The organism is Achromobacter deleyi, assembly GCF_016127315.1.
Taxonomy (GTDB): domain Bacteria; phylum Pseudomonadota; class Gammaproteobacteria; order Burkholderiales; family Burkholderiaceae_B; genus Achromobacter; species Achromobacter insuavis_A.
On sequence record NZ_CP065997.1, the window covers coordinates 6,959,878 to 6,975,351 of the forward strand.

Genomic DNA, 15,474 nt, shown 5'->3' on the forward strand with positions numbered 1-15,474 from the left:
TGCCAGGTATCAGCGCTCAGCCGAATTGGTCCGAGTACGAGTTCGGCCCGGGGGCCTTATTCGTCGGCCTTGGTCTTCAGGACCTTGCGGCCACGGTAGAAGCCGTTGGGGCTGATGTGGTGACGCAGGTGCGTTTCGCCCGTGGTCGGTTCGATAGCCGTCGACGGATTCACCAGAAAATCGTGCGAGCGGTGCATACCGCGCTTGGACGGGGACTTCTTGTTTTGTTGAACAGCCATGATGACTCCTAGAAACGGGGCGCATTGTACGCGATGCGGCCCGATGTTGATCTCAATCTTTGTGCTTCAGTTGTTCCAGCACCGCAAACGGCGACGGACGCTTGACAACGGGCTCTTGGGGAGCTTCGTTGTCCTTGGCCTGCGCGCCCGGGCATACATCATGCTTGGGCACATACGGAACGCTCAGAATGAGCTCATCTTCGACCTGGGCCAACAGATCGAAATGATGCGAACCCACCACCTTTTCAGGCTGGTTGGACACAAAACCTTTTCCTGCGTTTCCTGCTTCCTCGCCGCCCTCATCCTCGTCGTCGATACCCGCGGCGTGATCGCCGGAGGCAAAGCCGTCGTCGAGGTCGGCTTCGGACTTGACCAGTTGCAGCAGGACCTCGCTGTCCACCGGATAGGCGAACGGCTCATTGCACCGCTGACACACCACGACCGGATTCGCCTGCACATGAATGTGCAGGAGCGGCTGACCCAGCAGCAGCCCGGCCTTGCCCATCTCGCCGCGCACGGACCACGTCACGAGGCCGGCCTCACCCGCCGGTTGCTCGGGAAGTCCGTCAACCGCGCGCGTCAACCGCACAAGAGGTATGGTGCCTTGCGCTTCCTTGCCCGAATGGGCGAATGCGAATGCGTCGATGGGCTTGATGTTCTGTCCTTTCGCACAAGACCGCCGGGCATGCGCATCGCGCACAACCTGCTCATCCCGTGCATTCGCGGCCATCCCAGGGCGCCAAACCGATGACTCGCGCCGGGGTTGCGCCCCGCCCAAAAGTCATGCTGCCCTGCAAAAATGCCGCAAAACGTTAGATAATACTGTGACTTACGTCCCAGCGTCAAATATCGCATGCCCTCACAACCCAGCCTGATCCTCGCTTCCAGCTCGCGCTACCGCAAAGAACTGCTCAGCCGCCTGCGCCTGCCATTTACCGCCATTTCGCCGGATGTGGACGAAACGCCACAACCGGGCGAATCCCCCGAAGCGCTGGCGCTGCGCCTGTCGGTCGCCAAGGCCATGGTGGTGGCGTCCGCGCACCCGGGCAGCATCGTGATCGGCTCGGATCAGGTGGCGACCGTGGACGGCCAGCCCATCGGCAAGCCCGGCGATTTTACGCGCGCCCAGGCGCAATTGCGGGCACTTTCCGGGCAGATGGTGGAATTTCACAGCGCGTTGGCGGTCACGGACGGCCAACGGGTGGACAAAGCCGACATCGTCACGCGCTGCCGTTTCCGGCGCCTGTCCGACCAGGCCATCGACGCCTATCTGCGCGCCGAGGAACCCTACGATACCGCAGGCAGCGCCAAGGCGGAAAGCCTGGGCATCGCCCTGATGGAAAGCATCCAGAGCGATGATCCGACCGCCATCATCGGCCTGCCGCTGATCGCCCTGACCACCATGCTGGCCGGGTTCGGGCTCGACCCGCTGGCGGCGCCGGGAGCGCCCGCATGAGCGGCTCGCTGCACCTGATCCCCGTGGGGCTGGGCGAGGCCGCCCCGGAAAGCTGGCTGCCCGCCGACGCCCGCGCCCGGGCCGGCAGCCTGGACACCTACATCGCCGAGAACGCCAAGACGGCGCGCGCCTTCCTCAAGCTGGTGGGCACCACCCGGCCACTGCAGGAAATCACCATCCACACGCTCAGCGACAAGACCGACGCCGCCGAGATCGGCGCCTGGCTCGAGCCGGTGCGCCGCGGCGCCGACATCGGCCTGGTGTCCGAAGCCGGCTGCCCGGCGGTCGCCGACCCTGGCGCCAAGGTGGTGGACGCCGCCCACCGGCTGGGCATCACCGTCAAGCCCTGGGTCGGCCCCTCCTCCATCCTGCTGGGCCTGATGGCCAGCGGCCTGGACGGCCAGCGCTTCGCCTTCCACGGCTACGCGCCCGTGGACGCCGGCGAGCGCGCCAGGCAGCTCAAGGCCTGGGAACAGCACTCCGCCCGGCACAACCAGACGCAACTGCTGATCGAGACCCCCTACCGCAACGCCGCCATGTTCGCGACGCTGCTGGCCAGCCTGAAGGGCGACACCAAGTTGTGCGTGGCCCGCGCGCTGACCACCGCCGACGAATGGATCGCCACGCGCACCATCGCCGACTGGAAAAAGCAGCCCGCGCCACAGCTGGACAAGATGCCCACCCTGTTCCTGTACCTGGCGCGCTGACCATGATCCGATTTGCCGCCGTATTCCTGGCCCTCGCGGCCCTGGCCGGTTGCGCCCAGCGCGGCCCCGCCGGCCTGAACCTGGACACCTCGGTCACCGCGGTCAGCCAGAGCAGCCGGGTGCGTTTCGTCGTGGTGCACTACACCTCGACCGACGACGCCGTGTCGATGAAGCTGCTGTCGCAGGGCAAGGTCAGCGCCCACTACCTGATCGACACCACCGGCCGCGCCCACCGGCTGGTCGACGAGACCCGCGCCGCCTGGCACGCCGGCGAAAGCGCCTGGTATGGCCTGAACGCCATGAACAGCACCTCGATCGGCATCGAGATCGTCAACCCGGGCTGGACCGATGGCACCGACGGCAAGCCGCAGTGGCACGCTTACGGCGACCGCCAGATCCGCACCCTGACCCTCCTGCTGCGCGACATCATCCAGCGCAACGGCATCACGCCCGAGAACGTGGTCGGCCACAGCGACATCGCGCCCCAGCGCAAGGTCGATCCGGGCCCGCTGTTTCCCTGGAAGCAGCTGGCCGCGGCCGGCATCGGCCGCTGGTACGACGAAGCCGGCGCCGCTTCGCACCTGGCGCGCCTGCAGGCGCAGGGCACGCCCGACGTCGCCTGGTTCCAGCAACAGTTGCAGCGGCTGGGCTACACCACGCCGCAGAACGGCACGCTGGATAGCGCCACCCTCAATGTGCTGGCGGCATTCCAGATGCACTACCGCCCCGCCCTGCACGATGGCCAACCGGACGCCGAGACCGCGGCGATCATGCTGGCCATGCTGTAACCGGACCGCGCGCGCCGCTCACCCGGGGCGGCGGCGCCACCAGGCGGCCAGCCGCCAGCCCAGCAGCAGCGCCAGCACCGCGGCATAGAGGATCGGCTGCGACAGGTCGTTCTTGCCGGCCTTGTGCCACCAGTAGTGCAGCACCGCCAGCAGGCCGATCAGATAGATGGCGCGGTGCAGTTGCTGCCAGCGCCTGCCCATCTTGCGCATGGCCCACTGGGTGGAGGTGGCCGCCAGCGCCGTCATCAGCACGAAGGCGGCGAAGCCCACGGTGATGAAGGGCCGCTCGCCGATGTCCTGCAGCATGGCGGCCGGATCGAAGCCGCGGTCCCACCAGACCCAGGCCATGAAATGCATGGCGCCATAGAAAAACGCGAACAGGCCGCACATGCGGCGCAGGCGCACCAGCGCCGGCTGGCCGGTCAGGCGCCGCAGCGGCGTGATCGCCAACGTCACGAGCAGGCACACCAGCGTCCAGGTGCCCGACGAGCGCGTCAGGAATTCCACCGGATTGGCGGTCAGGCCGTTGGTGAAGCCCAGCCAGACCCAGCGCGCGAACGGCGCCAGGCCCAACAGGAACAGCCAGGGCTTGACGCGTCCGACCGCGCGCGCCGACCACTGCGGCTTGCGCGCCGCGGCGGCGCCATCAGCCACGGGCGGCTTCAATAGTTGGCCTTCAGATCCATGCCCTGGTAGAGCGACGCGACCTGATCGGCATAACCGTTGAACATCAAGGTCTTGCGCTTGGGCGTGAAGAGACCGTCCTCGCCGATGCGGCGCTCGGTGGCCTGGCTCCAGCGCGGATGCGGCACGGTCGGATTGACGTTGGCATAGAAGCCGTATTCCTGCGGCGCGGCCTTGATCCACGAGGACACCGGCTGCTTTTCCACCAGGCGGATCTTGACCAGCGACTTGCCCGACTTGAAGCCATACTTCCAGGGCACGGCCAGCCGCAGCGGCGCGCCGTTCTGGTTGGGCAGCACCTTGCCGTAGACGCCGAACACCAGCATGGCCAGCGGGTGCATGGCTTCGTCGATGCGCAGGCCCTCGACATAGGGCCAGTCGAGGATGGCGGCGCGCACGCCCGGCATGTTCTCGCGCTGCACGGCGGTCACGAATTCCACGTACTTGGCGTTGCCGGTGGGCTCGACCTGCTTGAGCAGCGCCGACAGCGAATAGCCGACCCAGGGGATGACCATGGACCAGCCCTCGACGCAGCGCAGCCGGTACACGCGCTCTTCCATGGGCGCCAGCTTGAGCAGCTCGTCGATGTCGAAGGTGCGCGGCTTGCCGACTTCGCCCTCGACGCTGACCGTCCAGGGGCGGGTCTGCAGCTTGCCGGCGTTGGACGCGGGCTCGCCCTTGTCGACGCCGAATTCGTAGTAGTTGTTGTACGACGTGATATCAGCGAAGGACGTCTGCTTGTCCATGACGCTGAACGCGGCGTTGGGCTGGCCCGCGAGGACGCCAGCACCCTGAGCGAAGGCGGAGCGCGCCGCCCAGCCCGGCAGCCCCAGCCCCGCCGCCGCCACGCCGGCGCGCAGGATCAGGTCGCGGCGCGACCGCCAGACGGCCTCGGTCGTGATGTCGGACGGAACGATGTCATCGGGCTTGCGTATCAACATGGGAATCTCCTGGGGGCCGGCGCGGCGAATCGCGTCGCTGCCGCCCCGCTCAAACCGTGGACGTTTCGCGACCCCATGATATTCCGCCGGCATGGCCGGCGGCGATCAGCAATAGACCGCCCGGCTCCCCCGGCGTTCCCGATGAGGCGGGTGCCCCGGCCCTCAGGCGGCGGCCGCCAGGGTCCGGCTCAGCAGCCAGTCGCGCACCAGCGGCACGCTTTCCAGCACCGCCTGCGGGCCGCAACCCTCGAGTTCCTTCAGGGTGTGCGCGCCGTAGGTAACGCCCAGGCCGTGTACGCCGGCGTTGGTGGCCATCTGCAGGTCGTGGGAGGTGTCGCCCACCATCACCACGCGGGCCGGATCGACATCCAGCTCGCCCATCAACTCGTGCAGCATGGCCGGATGCGGCTTGCTGAAGGTCTCGTCGGCGGTGCGGGTGGCGTCGAACATGGGGCCCAGACCGGTCGCGGCCAGGGCGCGGGTCAGGCCGACCCGGCTCTTGCCGGTGGCGACGGCCAGGCGCACATCGCGCTCGGCCAGCGCCGTCAGCAGCTCGGGAATCCCGTCGAACAGGCGCAACTCGGGGTCGCGCAGCAGGTAATGGGTGCGGTAGCGCTCAAGAAAGCGCGGCAGCATCGCCTGGGTCAGCTGCGGCACGGCGCGGCGCAGCGCGCTTTCCAGCGACAGCCCGATCACCCAGCTGGCGTCGGAGGCCGACGGCACGGGCAGCTCCAGGTCGCGACAGGCGCCCTGGATGGCGGCCACGATGCTGTGCGTGGAATCCATCAGGGTTCCGTCCCAGTCAAAAACGACCAGCGAATACGACATATCAGACCGACTCCAGTTGTTTCAGTATTTTCCGGCAAGCGGGCGGCAATTCGGCCGTCAGCGTCATCGGCTCGCCCGTCAGCGGATGATCCAGGGTCAATTGATGCGCATGCAGGAACATGCGGCCAAAGCCCATGCGCGAGAACTCGGCGCGGACCTCGTCGTGGCCGTACTTGTCGTCGCCCACGATCGGAAAGCCGCTGGCCGCCAGGTGCACGCGGATCTGGTGGGTGCGTCCGGTGCGCAGTTCGGCGTCCACCAGGCTGTAGCGGCCGAAGCGCTGCTTGAGCGTGATGATGGTGTGGGCGGTCTGGCCGTCGGGATCGACCTTGACGCGGCGTTCGCCGGACTGGGTGGTCCACTTGGACAGCGACAGCTTGATGTGCTGGCGATCGTTGACCCAGTCGCCCTCGACCAGCGCGTAATAGTGCTTGTCGCTGCGCCCTTCGCGCAGCATGGCGTGCAGGGCCAGCAGCGCGCTGCGCTTCTTGGCGACCATCAGCAGGCCGGAGGTCTCGCGGTCGAGCCGGTGCACCAGTTCCAGGAACTTGGCCTCGGGGCGGGCGGCGCGCAGTTGCTCGATCACGCCGAAGGACACCCCGCTGCCGCCGTGGACCGCCACGCCGGCGGGCTTGTCCACCACCAGCATCGCGTCGTCCTCGAACACCACCGGGAATTCGGCGGCCGGCACCGGCTTGGGCTTGCCCGGGTCGGGCAGGCGCAGCGGCGGAATGCGGACCATATCGCCTTCCGCGATCCGATAGTCGACCGAGATGCGTCCCTTGTTTACCCGGACCTCGCCGCCACGGATGGCCTTGTAGATGTGGGTTTTGGGGACGCCCTTGCACAGGCGCATCAGGTAATTATCCAGGCGCTGGCCGGCGTGTTCGGCGCCCACTTCGACCATGCGGACGGAGGGGGTGGCCATAGGGGAGGAAGTTTCTTTGCGCATTGCGGAAAGCGACATATAATCGGGACAGCCTTAAGGGGCTGAATCAGCCGCTGGCGTAGAGATGCAACTCAAGTACGCAACTCCGTCGAGCGCGTGGGCCGCCATTGTACTGCCTGCTCATTCAACCCCTGGGTCATTTGGTCGCCGGCGCAACCGCGCCCTGCCGGATAGTGGTGTGGCATTCATTTTGCCCGCTGTCCCAGCAGGTCCGTTGCCTGCCGCAAGCGGCTTGAAGCACTGCAAGAATCGTCGCATATTTAAAGCACCAGCTGCGCGTCGGCAACCAATCCGGCCGCAACTGCCGTTCACAGCACATTTCCGTCAAACCACATTCAGTGAAGCTGACCCTCCTGCTGAAAGAACCCCGTGCCCCACGGCACGACGTGCCCGCCTGACCCGCGGCGGATACGCCTGGGCGCCGCCCAGGTACGGTCCGCATCTTCTTGCCCGCTTCAGCCGCAGCCCGAGTGGCCCGAGGTCACGCGCCGATATCGGCGCGTCATGACAACGGAGAAACCCTCTCATGAAGCGCATGCTGTTCAATGCGACGCACCAGGAAGAATTACGCGTCGCTATCGTCGATGGGCAAAAACTCATCGACCTCGACATCGAGACTGCCGGCCGCGAACAACGCAAAGGCAACATCTACAAAGGTGTCATCACCCGGATCGAACCCGGCCTCGAAGCCTGCTTCGTCAACTACGGCGAAGACCGCCACGGCTTTCTTCCCTTCAAGGAAGTGGCCCGCAGCTTCTTCAAGGAAGGCGTCGACGTCCGCACCGCCCGCATCCAGGACGCCCTGCGCGAAGGCCAGGAACTGATCGTCCAGGTTGAAAAGGAAGAGCGCGGCAACAAGGGCGCCGCCCTGACCACGTTCATCTCGCTGGCCGGCCGCTACCTGGTCCTGATGCCCAACAACCCCCGTGGCGGTGGCGTTTCGCGCCGCGTCGAGGGCGAGGACCGCCAGGAACTGCGCGACACGATGGAGCAGCTCGAGCTGCCCCAGGGCATGAGCATCATCGCCCGCACCGCCGGCATCGGCCGCAACGTCGAAGAACTGCAATGGGACTTGTCGTACCTGTTGCAGCTCTGGACCGCCATCGACGGCGCCGCGCGCGACAACTCCGCGCCCATCCTGATCTATCTGGAATCGAGCCTGGTCATCCGCGCCATCCGCGATTACTTCTCGCCCGAGATCGGCGAGATCCTGATCGACACGGACGAGATCGCCGACCAGGCCACCGCGTTCATGAGCGTGGTGATGCCGGACAATGTCCAGCGCGTGAAGCGCTACCGCGACGACATCCCGCTGTTCTCGCGCTTCCAGATCGAACACCAGATCGAAACGGCCTACTCGCGCACGGTCACGTTGCCCTCGGGCGGCGCCATCGTCATCGACCACACCGAAGCGCTGGTGTCCGTGGACGTCAACTCGGCCCGCTCGACCCGCGGCGCCGACATCGAGGAAACCGCCCTGCGGACCAACTCGGAAGCCGCCGATGAAGTGGCCCGCCAGCTGCGCTTGCGCGACCTGGGCGGCCTGATCGTCATCGACTTCATCGACATGGAAGACAGCAAGAACCAGCGCGCCGTCGAACAGCGCCTGCGTGATGCCCTCCATTTCGACCGCGCCCGCGTCCAGATGGGCAAGATCTCGCGCTTCGGCCTGATGGAACTGTCGCGCCAGCGCCTGCGTCCGGCCCTGAACGAAGGCTCGCACATCACCTGCCCGCGCTGCAACGGCACCGGCGTGATCCGCGACGCCGAATCCAGCGCCCTGCACGTCCTGCGCCTGCTGCAGGAAGAAGCCATGAAGGAAAACACCGCGGCGGTCCACGCCCAGGTGCCGGTCGACGTGGCGACCTACCTGCTGAACGAAAAGCGCGCCGACATCACCAAGATGGAAGCCCGCCTGAAGGTCAACCTGGTGCTGATCCCCAACAAGCACCTGGAAACGCCGCACCACCACATCGAGCGCCTGCGCCACGACGATCCGCGCCTGGAAGAAGTGAAGACCAGCTTCGAGCTGGTCGAGGCGCCCGCCACGGACGCTCCCTGGCAGCCGCGCGAAAACGAGATCAAAGCCCGTCCGGAAGCGCTGGTCAAGGGCATCACGCCCTCGCAACCGGCTCCCGTGTCGACCCCTGCCCCGGCGCCCGCTCCCGCGGCCGCGCCGGCGCAGTCCGGCGGCCCCGGTCTGCTCAAGCGCCTGTTCGGCTGGCTGACCGGCAACGCCGAGCCCGCCAAGACCGCGCCCGCCCAGGAAGAGACCGGCGCCAAGCGCGCCGCGTCGCCGACTCGCGGCAAGGGCCGTGGCGGCCACGACGGTCAGGAACGCCGCGGCGAACGCCACGGTTCCGACCGCAACCGCAATCGTCGCGGTGAGTCCCGCGCCGAAGGCGCCGAGGGCGGCGAAGGCGGCCGTCCGCACATCCGTGGCAACCGCCGCCCCGAAGGCGAACGCGGAGAACGCCAGGAACGCGGCGAACGTCACAACCGCAACGAGCGTGGCGACCGCGATCAGGCCGTACAGGCCGCGCAAGCCTCGAATCGCCCCGACATCGCTCCGGAAGCCGGTGGCGATGACGCCGGCGCCGGCCGCAATCGCCGTCGCGGCCGCGGCCGCAACCGCCGCGAGGAAGGCCAGGCCGACGCGCCGATGAGCGATCAGGAAAGCATGGTGGCCGCACTGGCCCAGACGGTCGCCACGGCGCTGCCTGAAGCCAAGCTTCCCGCCGCCGACGCCCCGGCCGAGCAGGCCGATGCCGTCGAACAAACCGCCGATGGCGTGCCCGCCGCGGAAGGCGCCGAAGCCGGCGCCGATCCGGAGCGCAAGCGCCGCCGCCGCCGCAGCCGTCGTGGCCGCCGCAGCCCGGACGAAGCCGGCCTGGCTGGCAGCGACGATCTGCAGGAAGATGGCATCGACGACGAAGCCGGCGAACTGACCTCGGACGAGAGCGCCGCGCCCGCGCCGGTGGCCGCCTCTCCGGTGACGCCGCAAGCCGAGACGGCACCGGTCGAGGCGCAAGCCCCGGCCCAGCCGGTCGAAGCCGCCCCGGTTCAAGCCGAGCCGGTGCAAGCCGCGCCGGTTCAAGCCGAGCAAGCCCCCGCTCCGGTGGCCGAGCCCGTGGTTGAAGCGCAGCCCGTGCAGGCCGCCGCGCCCGAAGTGACAGCGCCGGTGGCCGTCGAGCCCGCCAGCCAGGTCTCCGAACCCGCCGCGCCGGTTACGGCGCCGGTGGAAGCCGCCGCGGCCGAACCGGTCGTCGAACCCGTCGTGACGGCCGCCCCCGCCGCGCCGGCCGAGCCGGTTGCCGCTCCGGCGCCCGCTGCCGCTCCGGCTCCGGTCGCCGCGCCCGTGGCCGCCGCTCCGGTCAGCGCCCAGCCCATCGTGGTGCCGGCAACGGCTCCCTCGGCCAAGGCGCAGGCCCTGCACGAGGTGGTCAACGCCGCCGGCCTGCAGTGGGTTGAAACCGACCCCGAGCGCCACGCGCAAACGCAGCTGCGCATCGCCGCCGCGCACACGCCGGCGCGTCTGGGCCGCGAGCGCAAGCCGGTGGCCCAGGTCTCGAACGAACCCCTGGTTCAGGTCGAAACCCGCCACTAAGCCGCCTGCGCGGACACAAAGCCCCCATCGCTTGATGGGGGCTTTTTTTTTATTCCCGCCCGCGGCATCGCGAATGATTATCCAAGGGCGAAAAAAAACCCTCGTCGCCGAGAGTTTTCATCAGATCGGACCGTGGGGTCAGAACTGGTACGTGTAGGTCAGCTGCACCATGTCCAGGCCCGGGTTCGGGCGTTTGATGCTGGCGTTGGAGAAGTGCGAGTAGCGCACGCCGATGCGGTTGTTCGGCGTCAGCAGGAAGCCCAGGCCGACGTGGTCGCCGAACTGGAAGGCGGTGCTGATGTTCTCGTCGGCGAAGCGGGTGCGCGAGAACACGGTGGCGCCGATACCGGCTTCGAGGTAGAAGCGCTCGCCGGTCCACCAGCGGAACATCGGGATGGCGTTCAGTTGCCAGACGCTGCTCGGCGAACGATCGCCGTCGGCCCACCAGTACGACGCGCCGAATTCGGGCGTCAGGTCGAGGCGGCCCCAGTTGCCGCCGAACTGGTACGTCCAGATCGACGGGGTTTCGTAATTCAGCGTCAGGCGCTGATAGTGATCACCGATACCGTAGTGCAGGCTCACGCCGCCCTGGGTGCCTTGGGACGACTGCGCACTAGCGATGGTAGCGCCACAGGCCAGGGCCAGACCGACAAGGCGGACGAGCATTTTCTTCTTCGTCGACTGCATTGGGAGCAACTCCGTATTTTGTTGGGACGAACGCCCGGCAAAAATCACGGGTGACATCCAGTACTACAGAACATAGCAAAAACCGGGCCAGAAGGCTCGCAATATGTCGCAATAAGGCAACACAATCGATGGAAAACACTGTTCCGCACGACAGACGAAATGTTGTTGTCACCCTTCGGCCGCCGCGCCTGTGAAAACGCCGCCGGCACAACGGTGCGGCGGCGTCTTCACGAGCCCGCCCCGGAAAGCGCGGGCCGGCATGCGGATGGCGATCAGGCGGCGGTGACGACGTCGGCCGGCTGATTGGTCAGCAGCGCCAGCAGGCGGGCGATTTCCTCGCGCAGCTGGCGGCGATCCACGACCATGTCGATGGCGCCCTTCTGCAGCAGGAACTCGGCGCGCTGGAAGCCTTCGGGCAGCTTCTCGCGCACGGTCTGTTCGATCACGCGCGGACCGGCGAAGCCGATCAGGGCCTTCGGTTCGGCGATGACCACATCGCCCATGAAGGCGAAGCTGGCGGACACGCCGCCCATGGTGGGATCGGTCAGCACGCTGATGAACGGCAGGCCAGCCGCCGACAAGCGCGTCAGCATGGCGTTGGTCTTGGCCATCTGCATCAGCGACAGCAGGCTTTCCTGCATGCGCGCGCCGCCCGAGGCGGCCACGCAGATGAAGGGCGTCTTGTTGTCGAGGGCGGCCTGGGCGCCACGCGCGAAGCGCTCGCCGACCACCGAACCCATGGAACCGCCCATGAACTCGAATTCGAAGCACGCCAGCGTGGCAGGCACGCCGCGGATGGAACCACTGACCACCACCAGCGCGTCGGTCTCGCCCGTCTGCTTGACCGCTTCGGCCAGGCGCTCGGGATACTTGCGGGTGTCCTTGAACTTCAGCGTATCCACCGACCGCGTCGACTGGCCGATCTCGACCCGGCCTTCGAGGTCGAGCAGCGACTCGACGCGGGCGCGGGCGCCGATACGCATGTGGTGGTCGCACTTGGGGCAAACGTGCAGGTTGGCCGCGAGATCTTCGCTGTACAGCACCGTTTCGCACGACGGGCATTTCACCCACAGGCCTTCAGGCACGCGGCGCGCGCCGCTGTCGCTGGTCTTGTTGATGCGAGGCGGCAGGAGTTTTTCGATCCAGCTCATTGTTTGTTCATCCCGTAAGGAGGTCGCGCCAGGCCGCTCAGGCCGACGCGCTTTGTCGTTTTACTTGGTCCAGCGCCTGCCGGATGGTGCGCAGCCAGCCGCTGGCGGCGGCGACTGCGGCGTCGGTTTGCTGGGCGGCGGGGGCGTTCGCCACCGCCTGCTCCATGGTTTCAATCAGTTTGCTGCCGATGACGACCGCGTCGGCCACGGCGGCCACGCGCTGCGCGCTGTCGGCATCGCGAATGCCGAAGCCCACGCCGACCGGAATGTCGCGCACGTGGCGGCGGATCACGGCCACGCGTTCCGCCACATCGTCGGTGTTGAGCGAGCCGGCGCCCGTCACGCCCTTGAGCGAGACATAGTAGACGTAGCCGCGGGCCACCTTGGCCACGGCCTGGATGCGGTCCTCGGTGGAGGTCGGCGCCAGCAGGAAGATCGGGGCGATGCCGTGGCGGCCGAGGGTCTCGGCGAACTCGACGACCTCTTCGGGCGGATAGTCGACCACCAGGACGCCATCGACGCCGGCGGCTTCGGCGCGGCGGGCGAATTCAGCCTGGCCCATGCGCTCGATGGGATTGGCGTAGCCCATCAGCACCACCGGCGTGGCCGTGTCGCGCTGGCGGAATTCGGTGACCAGTTCGAGCACGCGGCTCAGGCCCACGCCCTGGGCGATGGCACGGTCGGCGGCGCGCTGGATCACCGGGCCGTCGGCCATGGGATCGGAGAACGGCACGCCCAGTTCCAGGACGTCGGCGCCGGCTTCGACCAGCGCGTGCATCAGGGGAACGGTGGCGGCGGGCGAAGGATCGCCGGCCGCGATGTAGGGGATCAGCGCCGCGGCGCGGCCGGATTCGGCGGTGCGCGCAAAGGCGGCGGCGATGCGATCGGAGCGGGTTGTCGTCATATCAGAGTTCGATACCGGCGCGTTCGGCGACGGTATGCATGTCCTTGTCGCCACGGCCCGACAGATTGACCAGGATGACCGCGTCGCGCGGCAGCGTGGCGGCCATCTTCACGGCCTGGGCGATGGCATGGGAGGATTCCAGCGCGGGCATGATGCCTTCGATGCGGCAGCAGTCGTGGAACGCCTTGAGGGCTTCGTCGTCGGTGATGCCGGCGTATTCGGCGCGGCCGGTGTCCTTGAGCCAGGCGTGCTCGGGGCCGACGCCCGGGTAGTCCAGGCCGGCCGAGACCGAGTGCGTTTCCTGGACCTGGCCGTCGGCGTCCTGCATGACGTAGGTGCGGTTGCCGTGCAGCACGCCGACCTGGCCGGCGGCCAGCGACGCGGCATGCTTGCCGCTGTCCATGCCCTCGCCGGCGGCTTCGACGCCGATCAGGCGCACGTTCTCGTACGGAATGTAGGGGTGGAAGATGCCCATGGCGTTGGAACCGCCGCCGACCGCGGCCACGACGTAGTCGGGCTGACGGCCGATGGCCTCGGGCATCTGCGTCAGGCATTCATTGCCGATGACGGTCTGGAAGTCGCGCACCATGCGCGGATAGGGGTCGGGACCCGCCACCGTGCCGATGATGTAGAAGGTGTTCTCGATGTTGGTGACCCAGTCGCGCATGGCTTCGTTGAGCGCGTCCTTCAGGGTGCGCGAACCGGACGTGACCGGCACCACCGTGGCGCCCAGCAGCTTCATGCGGTAGACGTTGGAGGCCTGGCGGCGGACGTCTTCGCTGCCCATGTAGACCACGCATTCCATGCCGTAGCGGGCGGCCACCGTGGCCGTGGCCACGCCGTGCTGGCCGGCGCCGGTTTCGGCGATGACGCGCGGTTTGCCCATGCGCTTGGCCAGCAGGGCCTGGCCGATGCAGTTGTTGACCTTGTGCGCGCCGGTGTGGTTCAGGTCTTCGCGCTTGAACCAGATCTGGGCGCCGCCCAGCAGTTCCGACCAGCGGCGGGCATGGTAGACCGGGCTGGGACGGCCAACGAAATGCTTGAGTTCGTAGTTGAACTCTTCCAGGAAGGCGGGATCGGTACGGTAGTGGTCATAGGCGGCGCGCAGCTCGTCGAGCGCGTGCATCAGCGTTTCCGCCACGAAAACACCGCCATAAGGGCCGAAATGGCCCTGGGCATCCGGAAAATCGTAAGGTTTCACCAAGCATCTCCCCCGGTATCGCGGCCAACCTCTGCCAGCCGCAAATCCGGTTTGCAACCCGTCATTTTACCTGACGCCGGCCACGGCGGGGGTTGCACCCCGCCCTGGCCGGGCGTCCTCGGGCGGGCGCCCCGGCCAGTTGCCTCAGAGCGACTGGCCCATGCGGCGCAGGAAGGTTTCGCAGGCGGCCAGCTGGTCCAGCGCCACGAATTCGTCGGGCTTGTGCGCCTGCTCGATGTGGCCGGGGCCGCAGACCACGGTGGGGATGCCGATGCCCTGGAACAGGCCGGCCTCGGTGCCATAGGCCACCTTGCGGGTGGCGCGGTCTTCGGTCAGGGCGCGCACCAGCTGGGTGATGGCGGCTTCCTCGGAGGCTTCCAGGGCGGGCGCGGCGGCGCCGGTCTCGATCTCGATGCTGGCGCCGTCGAATTCGGCCTTCATGCGCGGCAGGAGCTCATCACGCACGTATTTTTCGACTTCGGCCTGGATCTGGTCGGGTTGCATGCCCGGCAGATTGCGGAATTCATAGGTGAATTCGCACAGCTCGGGGATGGTGTTGACCGCGATGCCGCCCCGGATCTGGTTGGTCGTCATGGTCGAGAACGGCACGTCGTAGAACTGGTCGTACGGGCCGTTGGCCTTGAAACTGTCGGCCAGGTCGCGGATGCGGCAGATCAGGCGGGCGGCGTATTCGATGGCGTTGCAGCCGCGCGGGGTCAGCGACGAGTGCGCCGCCTTGCCGTGCACCTTGCAGCGGAACAGGTTGATGCCCTTGTGCGCCACCACCACCTGCATGCCGGTGGGTTCGCCCACCACGCAGCCCTCGGGGCGGATGCCGCGTTCGAGCAGGTCGGCCAGCATGTACGGGGCGCCGGCGCAGCCGACTTCCTCGTCGTAGGAGAACGCCAGGTGGATCGGCTTCTTGCGCGGCATGGCCAGGAATTCCGGCACCAGCGCCAGCGAGCCGGCAATGAAACCCTTCATGTCGCAACTGCCGCGGCCGTACAGCAGGCCGTCCTTTTCGACCAGCTTGAACGGATCGGTGCTCCAGTCCTGGCCGTCGACCGGCACCACGTCGGTGTGGCCCGACAGGACGATGCCGCCCTGCTGGTTGCCGTCCTGCGCCGGCAGGGTGGCGAAGAGATTGGCCTTGGTGCGCTCGGGATTGTGCGCCAGCCATGCCTCGACGCCCTGGCCCTTGAGCCAGTCACGGACGGTCTCGATGAGGGCAAGATTGGAATTTCGGCTGGTGGTGTCGAAACCGACCAGCGTCTCCAGCCAGGTGCGCGCGTTCATGTAGCAACTCTCTCGGGGAAAAGAGGGAGTGTAAAG

Annotated in this window: 15 protein-coding genes; 4 read left to right on the forward strand and 11 right to left on the reverse strand. The window is 67.4% G+C overall.

Translation table 11 applies throughout. From position 1 onward, the window contains the following. Nucleotides 1-56 precede the first annotated feature (56 nt). Entirely contained in the window at nucleotides 57-239 is a 183-nt protein-coding gene (gene rpmF, locus I6I07_RS31490) for a 50S ribosomal protein L32 (RefSeq protein ID WP_006389284.1), read from the reverse strand. A 52-nt stretch (nucleotides 240-291) separates the two neighbouring features. Further along, complete coding sequence (locus I6I07_RS31495) at nucleotides 292-969, reverse strand: YceD family protein (protein WP_232625838.1); 678 nt, start codon at nucleotides 967-969, stop codon at nucleotides 292-294. 123 nt (nucleotides 970-1,092) lie between these two features. Between I6I07_RS31495 and I6I07_RS31500 the strand changes: the two genes are divergently transcribed. From I6I07_RS31500 to I6I07_RS31510, 3 genes are read left to right on the forward strand one after another with little or no spacing between them, the layout of a single operon-like run. After that, nucleotides 1,093-1,695: a Maf-like protein gene (locus tag I6I07_RS31500; protein ID WP_198485143.1), complete on the forward strand. Its 603-nt coding sequence runs from the start codon at nucleotides 1,093-1,095 to the stop codon at nucleotides 1,693-1,695. After that, on the forward strand, nucleotides 1,692-2,402 hold the full coding sequence (locus I6I07_RS31505; protein ID WP_198485146.1) for an SAM-dependent methyltransferase: 711 nt from the start codon (nucleotides 1,692-1,694) through the stop codon (nucleotides 2,400-2,402). The genes I6I07_RS31500 and I6I07_RS31505 overlap by 4 nt, the downstream gene beginning before the upstream one ends. Continuing rightward, a complete protein-coding gene (locus I6I07_RS31510) occupies nucleotides 2,399-3,190 on the forward strand; it encodes an N-acetylmuramoyl-L-alanine amidase (protein WP_420094604.1) in 792 nt (263 codons plus the stop codon). The genes I6I07_RS31505 and I6I07_RS31510 overlap by 4 nt, the downstream gene beginning before the upstream one ends. An 18-nt stretch (nucleotides 3,191-3,208) precedes the next feature. Here the strand turns inward: I6I07_RS31510 and msrQ are convergent, their stop codons facing one another. The 4 genes from msrQ to I6I07_RS31530 form a co-directional block, all read right to left on the reverse strand. Further along, a complete protein-coding gene (gene msrQ / locus I6I07_RS31515) occupies nucleotides 3,209-3,856 on the reverse strand; it encodes a protein-methionine-sulfoxide reductase heme-binding subunit MsrQ (RefSeq protein WP_198485152.1) in 648 nt (215 codons plus the stop codon). Next, nucleotides 3,853-4,815 carry a protein-methionine-sulfoxide reductase catalytic subunit MsrP gene (gene msrP, locus I6I07_RS31520; protein WP_198485155.1) on the reverse strand — a complete coding sequence of 321 codons (963 nt, stop codon included), beginning with the start codon at nucleotides 4,813-4,815 and terminating at the stop codon, nucleotides 3,853-3,855. The genes msrQ and msrP overlap by 4 nt, the downstream gene beginning before the upstream one ends. 162 nt (nucleotides 4,816-4,977) lie before the next feature. Beyond that, entirely contained in the window at nucleotides 4,978-5,643 is a 666-nt protein-coding gene (locus I6I07_RS31525; RefSeq protein WP_198485157.1) for an HAD family hydrolase, read from the reverse strand. A 1-nt stretch (nucleotide 5,644) separates the two neighbouring features. Further along, a complete protein-coding gene (locus tag I6I07_RS31530) occupies nucleotides 5,645-6,610 on the reverse strand; it encodes an RluA family pseudouridine synthase (RefSeq protein ID WP_198485160.1) in 966 nt (321 codons plus the stop codon). Nucleotides 6,611-7,118: 508 nt separating this feature from the next. Between I6I07_RS31530 and I6I07_RS31535 the strand changes: the two genes are divergently transcribed. Next, nucleotides 7,119-10,199 carry an Rne/Rng family ribonuclease gene (locus I6I07_RS31535; protein WP_198485163.1) on the forward strand — a complete coding sequence of 1,027 codons (3,081 nt, stop codon included), beginning with the start codon at nucleotides 7,119-7,121 and terminating at the stop codon, nucleotides 10,197-10,199. Between the two features lie 138 nt (nucleotides 10,200-10,337). On the opposite strand, the gene I6I07_RS31540 is transcribed toward I6I07_RS31535, so the two are convergent. The 5 genes from I6I07_RS31540 to argE all read right to left on the reverse strand — a co-directional run bounded on the left by I6I07_RS31540 (nucleotide 10,338) and on the right by argE (nucleotide 15,438). Next, the gene (locus I6I07_RS31540; RefSeq protein ID WP_061072175.1) at nucleotides 10,338-10,886 is read right to left on the reverse strand and encodes an acyloxyacyl hydrolase; all 549 of its coding nucleotides are present in this window, start codon (nucleotides 10,884-10,886) and stop codon (nucleotides 10,338-10,340) included. A gap of 272 nt (nucleotides 10,887-11,158) precedes the next feature. After that, nucleotides 11,159-12,037: an acetyl-CoA carboxylase, carboxyltransferase subunit beta gene (accD, locus tag I6I07_RS31545; protein WP_198485166.1), complete on the reverse strand. Its 879-nt coding sequence runs from the start codon at nucleotides 12,035-12,037 to the stop codon at nucleotides 11,159-11,161. A gap of 37 nt (nucleotides 12,038-12,074) precedes the next feature. Further along, entirely contained in the window at nucleotides 12,075-12,941 is an 867-nt protein-coding gene (trpA, locus tag I6I07_RS31550; RefSeq protein ID WP_006393463.1) for a tryptophan synthase subunit alpha, read from the reverse strand. Nucleotide 12,942: 1 nt separating this feature from the next. Further along, entirely contained in the window at nucleotides 12,943-14,142 is a 1,200-nt protein-coding gene (gene trpB, locus I6I07_RS31555) for a tryptophan synthase subunit beta (RefSeq protein ID WP_198485169.1), read from the reverse strand. Nucleotides 14,143-14,286: 144 nt separating this feature from the next. After that, complete coding sequence (gene argE / locus I6I07_RS31560) at nucleotides 14,287-15,438, reverse strand: acetylornithine deacetylase (RefSeq protein ID WP_006393461.1); 1,152 nt, start codon at nucleotides 15,436-15,438, stop codon at nucleotides 14,287-14,289. Between the last annotated feature and the right edge of the window lie 36 nt (nucleotides 15,439-15,474).

Coding starts and splice junctions, on each gene's coding strand:
- accD (WP_198485166.1), bottom strand. CDS start 12,037: ATGAGCTGGATCGAAAAACTCCTGCCGCCTCGCATCAACAAGACCAGC.
- I6I07_RS31535 (WP_198485163.1), top strand. CDS start 7,119: ATGAAGCGCATGCTGTTCAATGCGACGCACCAGGAAGAATTACGCGTC.
- I6I07_RS31525 (WP_198485157.1), bottom strand. CDS start 5,643: ATGTCGTATTCGCTGGTCGTTTTTGACTGGGACGGAACCCTGATGGAT.
- I6I07_RS31495 (WP_232625838.1), bottom strand. CDS start 969: ATGGCCGCGAATGCACGGGATGAGCAGGTTGTGCGCGATGCGCATGCC.
- I6I07_RS31500 (WP_198485143.1), top strand. CDS start 1,093: ATGCCCTCACAACCCAGCCTGATCCTCGCTTCCAGCTCGCGCTACCGC.
- msrP (WP_198485155.1), bottom strand. CDS start 4,815: ATGTTGATACGCAAGCCCGATGACATCGTTCCGTCCGACATCACGACC.
- trpA (WP_006393463.1), bottom strand. CDS start 12,941: ATGACGACAACCCGCTCCGATCGCATCGCCGCCGCCTTTGCGCGCACC.
- I6I07_RS31530 (WP_198485160.1), bottom strand. CDS start 6,610: ATGTCGCTTTCCGCAATGCGCAAAGAAACTTCCTCCCCTATGGCCACC.
- rpmF (WP_006389284.1), bottom strand. CDS start 239: ATGGCTGTTCAACAAAACAAGAAGTCCCCGTCCAAGCGCGGTATGCAC.
- argE (WP_006393461.1), bottom strand. CDS start 15,438: ATGAACGCGCGCACCTGGCTGGAGACGCTGGTCGGTTTCGACACCACC.
- I6I07_RS31540 (WP_061072175.1), bottom strand. CDS start 10,886: ATGCAGTCGACGAAGAAGAAAATGCTCGTCCGCCTTGTCGGTCTGGCC.
- I6I07_RS31505 (WP_198485146.1), top strand. CDS start 1,692: ATGAGCGGCTCGCTGCACCTGATCCCCGTGGGGCTGGGCGAGGCCGCC.